Raw genomic sequence first — 2,821 nt, 5'->3', positions numbered from 1 at the left:
ACACGGATCAGGTGTCGATGAAACCACGCTGGTGCCGCTGGCGAAACAGATTGCGCCGGATGCCGCACTGGTCGCCGCGCGCGGTCGAATCCCACAAGAGGACGGCTTTCGCTGGTTCGAGCGGATCACGCCGACCAGCTTCGAGCAGGCCAGCATCCGCACGGAAACGGACGCCTTCGCGACGTTCGTTGCCGAGGCGACGAAGCGCCACGGGCTCGATCTCTCCCGCGCAGCCTTCCTCGGCTATTCGAACGGCGCCAACCTGGTCTCGAGCCTGATGCTGCTTCATTCCGGTCTCGTCCGGCGGGCCGCGCTTTTGCGGGCCATGCCGGTGTTGGCCGAGACGCCGCCGACGGATCTCGGCGGCACAAAGGTGCTGATGATCGCCGGCGCCGCCGACCTCACTTACGGTCCCTTCGCGCCGGCGCTGGTGATGCTGCTAAGCCAGCGCGGCGCCACGGTCGACGCAAGGATTATCACATCTGGGCATGAGATCGGCGATTCGGATGCGACGATCGTCAGGCAATGGCTGGCGGATCCAACTGCTGTCGCGTGAGCCCGGTCACAGGCGACGTCGGCGCTGACGGTGCCGGCCTGGAAGCAGAAGATGGTCATCCTGCTCGGCCTGACCAACCAGAAATCGGCGCTCGAGCTGCAGAAGACGGTGACCGACGCCACCAACGAGATGATCCGCCAGACCTCGAAGATGATGAAGGATCAGGCCATCTCGATCGAGGAGCAGGCGCAGCGCGGCATCGTCGACGTCGAGACGCTGGCTCAAGCCAACCGCGACCTGATCGACACCGTGCAGGGCGTGCTCAAGGTCCAGCAGGAAGGCCGCCAGAAGCGGGCGGACGCCGAAAAGCAGATGGACCAGATGACCGCGGACCTCAAGAAAGCGCTCACCCAGGGCTGACGGAGCCTCGATGCCGAAGACGCTGTCGTCCGTTCTCCTGCTGGCGGTCTCGCTGCTGCTGGCCGCCTGCAATTCGAGCAACGTCAAATTCTCGATCGTGTCCGGTTCCGAGAACACCGTTCTCGAGCCGATCGTGCAAGAGTTCTGCGCCAAGCAGGGCGCCACCTGCATCGTCTCTTATCAAGGCTCGCTCGACATCGGCCTTGGCCTGCAGAAGCCGGGCGGACTCGACCAGGATGCGGTCTGGCCGGCTTCGAGCGTCTGGGTGGACCTGTTCGATTCCGGCCGCAAGGTGCGCAACCTGACCTCGATCGCGCAGATGCCGGTCATCCTCGGCGTGCGCAAATCCAAGGCCGCCGAACTCGGCTGGGTCGGCAGGGACGTATTCATGAAGGACATTCTTGCCGCGGTGAAAGACGGCAAGCTGAGATTCCTGATGACGTCGGCCACGCAGTCCAATTCCGGCGCCAGCGCCTATCTCGCGATGCTATCCAGCGCGCTCGGCGGCAAGGAAGTAATCCAGCCCGGCGACCTCGACAATCCGAATGTGCGCGACACGGTCAGCGCCCTTCTGCAAGGCGTCGAGCGCTCGTCCGGTTCCTCGGGCTGGCTGGCCGACCTGTTCATCGACTCTGCGCGCAAGGGCACGTTCTACGACGCGATGTGGAACTACGAGGCGACGCTGAAAGAGACCAACGACAAGCTGAAGCAGATGGGCGACGAGCCGCTCTACGCGATCTACCCCGCCGACGGCGTTGCGGTCGGCGATTCACCGCTCGGCTTCATCGACCATGGGCGCGGCCCCGAGGTGGAGAAGTTCTTCACCGACCTGCTCGCCTACCTGCAATCGGACACGATCCGCAAGCGTATCGCCGATACCGGCAGGCGCCTGCCGCTCGGCGGCGCCGCGATCCAGGCGGCAGCCGAGCCGGACTGGAACTTCGATCCGGGCAGATTGGTGACGTCGATCCGCATGCCGGAGCCGGCGGTGATCCGCACGGCGCTCAATCTCTACCAGGAGGCGTTGCGCAAGCCCTCGCTGACGGCGCTCTGCTTCGACTTTTCCGGCTCGATGGAGGACCAGGGCGAAAAGCAGTTGCAGGTCGCCGCCCAGTTCCTGTTCACGCCGGAAAAGGCCAGTGAAGTGCTGGTGCAGTGGACGCCCTCCGACCACATATTCGTGCTGCCTTTCGACAGCGTGGTGCGCGACACATTCGAGGCGGGCGGCGACGCGGCCGGCCAGAGCCAGTTGCTGTCTGATGTGGCCGTGCAACGGGCCGGCGGCGGCACCGACATGTATGCCTGTGCGCAGCAGGCCCTGCAGAGGATCACCGCCACGCCGAACCTGTCGAAGTATCTGCCGGCCATCGTCATCATGACCGACGGCCGCACTGATGGCAGTCCCGCCATGTTCCTTGCGCAGTGGCGCCAAGCGCCGGTGCGCGTGCCGGTGTTCGGCATCACCTTCGGCGATGCCGACAAGAGCCAGCTCGACAGTCTCGCCAAGGCAACCTCGGCGCGAGTCTTCGATGGCAGCGGCGATCTGGCCAGCGCCTTCCGCGCCGCCCGCGGGTATAACTGAGCCGATGCGCTGGCTGTTCGGGAACGACTGGAACTGGATCGCGGCGGGCGCGGTTTCGGCCGCGCTGCTGCTCGGCCTGAGCTTCCTCACCCACTTCCCGTTCCTGGTCTCGCTGGTGATTGCCGCGCTTGTCTTTGCCGGGCTGGTCTTCGTTCTGGCGCCGCGCCAGCTGTTCGAAGGCCTGGATCTCGGCTCGATCGGCGGCGGCCAGGTGGCGTTCGCGCGCGAGCTTCTGGCGCAGGCGCAGCCGGCTGCCGACAAGCTGGCGGCAGCCGCGAGTTCGATTGCCGACAAGGACATGAAAGCGAAGGTGAAGAACCTTT

Annotated in this window: 2 protein-coding genes and 2 pseudogenes; all 4 read left to right on the top strand. The window is 65.3% G+C overall.

Annotated elements, in window-relative coordinates:
- Nucleotides 1-556: alpha/beta hydrolase (locus EOA33_RS30925; protein WP_145989373.1), on the top strand; the 556-nt coding region annotated here is incomplete at its 5' end.
- Nucleotides 557-565: 9 nt separating this feature from the next.
- Nucleotides 566-916, top strand: a pseudogene (locus EOA33_RS30920) (toxic anion resistance protein); the annotation flags it as partial.
- A gap of 10 nt (nucleotides 917-926) precedes the next feature.
- Nucleotides 927-2,498, top strand: coding sequence for a VWA domain-containing protein (locus EOA33_RS30915; RefSeq protein ID WP_127407368.1), 1,572 nt, complete (start codon nucleotides 927-929; stop codon nucleotides 2,496-2,498).
- 4 nt (nucleotides 2,499-2,502) lie between these two features.
- A pseudogene (locus tag EOA33_RS30910) lies at nucleotides 2,503-2,821 on the top strand (5-bromo-4-chloroindolyl phosphate hydrolase); the annotation flags it as partial.

The organism is Mesorhizobium sp. M4A.F.Ca.ET.050.02.1.1 (assembly GCF_003997725.1).
In the GTDB taxonomy this organism is placed as follows: domain Bacteria; phylum Pseudomonadota; class Alphaproteobacteria; order Rhizobiales; family Rhizobiaceae; genus Mesorhizobium.
Note: the sequence above shows the minus strand (reverse complement) of the source record. Positions and strands in the feature narration are given on the sequence as shown.

What these genes read in the sequence shown, in the direction of transcription:
- EOA33_RS30915 (WP_127407368.1), top strand. Translation starts at nt 927, where the DNA reads ATGCCGAAGACGCTGTCGTCCGTTCTCCTGCTGGCGGTCTCGCTGCTG.